The sequence below is a fragment of the Micromonospora sp. NPDC051296 genome, from assembly GCF_040682255.1.
Lineage (GTDB): Bacteria > Actinomycetota > Actinomycetes > Mycobacteriales > Micromonosporaceae > Micromonospora > Micromonospora craterilacus.
Genome location: NZ_JBFBAO010000583.1, coordinates 1 through 2,482 on the forward strand (window position 1 = coordinate 1; position 2,482 = coordinate 2,482).

A 2,482-nucleotide genomic window follows, 5' to 3' on the forward strand; every position below is an offset into this window, starting at 1 on the left:
TCACCTTCGGCAGCCTCGCCACCCTCCTGTCCGGCGCGGTGACGTGCAGCGCCGGCTGCCCGCTGCCGCCGTTCGAGCGGGCCACCGTGGCGGACCTGGTGCACGGCGGGGCGAGCGTCGCCGCCACGGCGGCGGTGGTCTTCGCCATGATCGCGATCGCCCTCGCCCCGGCCGCGGACCGCCCGCTGCGCCGGGTGGCCACCGTCGCCGCGGCAGTGGCGCTGCCCCTAGCCGGCGTGGTGGGTCTGGCCATGCTGGCCGTCGGCCGGGGTTCGCTGGTGGGGACCCTGGAGCGGCTGCTGCTGGCGGTGGCCGTCCTCTGGGGCCTGGTCACCGCCGTCACCCTGGCGGTCGGGCCCGTCGCCGGCAGGCGATGTCGCTCGAAGTGGTGATTTCACAGCGACATATTCATGTCACTGTGAAATCACCGACGACCGGCACATTGCCCCCGGCGCGCCACACCCGACCGACCCCACGCCTCACGGACCCCGCGCCCGACCGACCCCACGCCTCACGGACCCCGCGCCCGACCGACCCCACGCCCGACGGACTCAACGTCCGACGGACTCAACGTCCGGCCGGCACCGAGGGCCGAGGCCGAGGGCCCTGAGACCCGAGGGCCTCAGCGACTGACCGACGCGGCCCGCCAACCGACGAGGCCGCTCCGGTGAGGCTGCTCCGGTGAGGCTGCTCCGGTGAGGAGCGTCATGGCCGTCGCTCGGGCGCCCGGGAGAGGATGCCGGCATGAGTTCGTTGTTCACGCCGCTGACGCTGCGCGCGGTGACCCTGCCCAACCGGATCGCGCTGGCGCCGATGTGCCAGTACAGCGCTGGCCCCGACGGCCTGCCCACCGACTGGCACCTGGTGCACCTCGGCGCGCGCGCCGTCGGCGGTGCCGCGCTGGTGCTGACCGAGGCGACCGCCGTGCTGCCGGAGGGTCGGATCAGCCCGCAGGACACCGGGCTGTGGTCCGGCCGGCACGTCGACGCCTGGCGCCCGGTGACCCGGTTCCTGGCCGGGCACGGCGCGGTGCCGGCCGTGCAGCTGGCGCACGCCGGCTTCAAGGCGTCGACGTACCGGCCGTGGGATCCGCGCCGGGGCGGGGTGCCCGACGGTGAGGGCGGCTGGACGCCGGTCGGGCCCACCGGCGAGCCGTTCCTGCCGGAGTACCGGGTGCCGAGCGCCCTGGACCCGGCCGGGATCGCCGGTGTCGTCGAGGCCTTCGCCACGGCCGCCGGGCGGGCGGTGGACGCCGGGTTCGCCGTCGTGGAGATCCACGCCGCGCACGGCTACCTGCTGCACGAGTTCCTGTCTCCGCTGACCAACCAGCGCACCGACGGCTGGGGCGGGGACCGGGCCGGGCGGATGCGGCTGACCCTGGAGGTCGCCCGCGCGGTCCGCGCCGCGGTCGGCGAGGACGTGCCGGTGCTGACCCGGATCTCGGCCACCGACTGGGTCGAGGGCGGCTGGACGGTCGCCGACAGCGTGGCGCTGGCCGCCGAGCTGGCCGCCGCCGGGGTGGACCTGGTCGACTGCTCCTCGGGTGGGGCGTCGCCGACCGCCGCCATCCCGCTGGGCCGCGGCTACCAGGTGCCGCTGGCCGCCCAGGTCCGCCGCGAGGCGAAGGTCCCGACCGGCGCGGTCGGCCTGATCGTCGAGCCGGAGCAGGCCGAGGCGATCATCGCCGACGGCGAGGCGGACCTGGTGCTGCTGGGCCGGGAACTGCTGCGCAACCCGTACTGGCCGCACCAGGCCGCGGCCAAGCTGGGTGCCGACGCCAACTGGCCCAACCAGTACCTACGGGCCGGGTGAGCCGGCGGGCCCGCGCCCCGCTCGGCGCAGGCCCGCTCCTCCGGCCCCGGTTCAGCCGGCCAGGTGACCCCAGCGCTGCTCCAGGTCGCGCCACGGTCCCTGGGCCATCACCGTGCCGCCGGAGAGCACCACCACGTGGTCGGCCCGCACCAGCGCGGCCCGTTTGGAGGTGGAGCCGACCACGGTCACCCCGCGCTCGCGTAGTGCCTGCCACAGCGCCAGCTCGGTGGTGACGTCCAGCGCGGAGGAGACGTCGTCGGCGACCAGCAACTCGGTACGCGGCGCCAGCGCCCGGGCCAGCGCCAGGCGCTGCAACTGCCCGCCGGACAGCCGGGTGCCCTTGTGCCCGATGAGCAGCCCGAGCCCGCTGCCGGTGCCGGCCAGGTCGTGTTCCAGCTGGGCGGTCGTCACCGCGTGCCCGGCGTCCACCGGGTGGCCGAGGGTGATGTTGTCGGCGACCGTGCCGGAGAGCACCCGGGGCAGCTGACCCACGTAGCCGACCTGGTTGGGGCGGAGGAACAGCTCCGGCTCGGTGACCGGCTCACCGTTCCAGGTCAGCTGCCCGGTGTGCGGGGCAATGCCGGCCAGTGCCCGCAGCAGCGAGGACTTGCCCGAGCCGACCGGGCCGACGACCAGCACCAGCTGGCCGCGTTCCACGGTCAGGTCGACG

The 2,482-nt window shown here is 75.7% G+C and carries 3 protein-coding genes; 2 read left to right on the plus strand and 1 reads right to left on the minus strand.

Annotation, left to right across the window (positions count from 1 at the left end):
* On the plus strand, positions 1-392 hold a 392-nt coding region (locus AB0M52_RS33170), incomplete at its 5' end, for a DUF998 domain-containing protein (RefSeq protein WP_363961801.1).
* Between the two features lie 352 nt (positions 393-744).
* On the plus strand, positions 745-1,812 hold the full coding sequence (locus AB0M52_RS33175) for an NADH:flavin oxidoreductase/NADH oxidase (RefSeq protein ID WP_363961802.1): 1,068 nt from the start codon (positions 745-747) through the stop codon (positions 1,810-1,812).
* Positions 1,813-1,863: 51 nt separating this feature from the next.
* On the opposite strand, the gene AB0M52_RS33180 is transcribed toward AB0M52_RS33175, so the two are convergent.
* Positions 1,864-2,482: ATP-binding cassette domain-containing protein (locus AB0M52_RS33180; RefSeq protein ID WP_363961803.1), on the minus strand; the 619-nt coding region annotated here is incomplete at its 5' end.

Coding starts and splice junctions, on each gene's coding strand:
- AB0M52_RS33175 (WP_363961802.1), top strand. CDS start 745: ATGAGTTCGTTGTTCACGCCGCTGACGCTGCGCGCGGTGACCCTGCCC.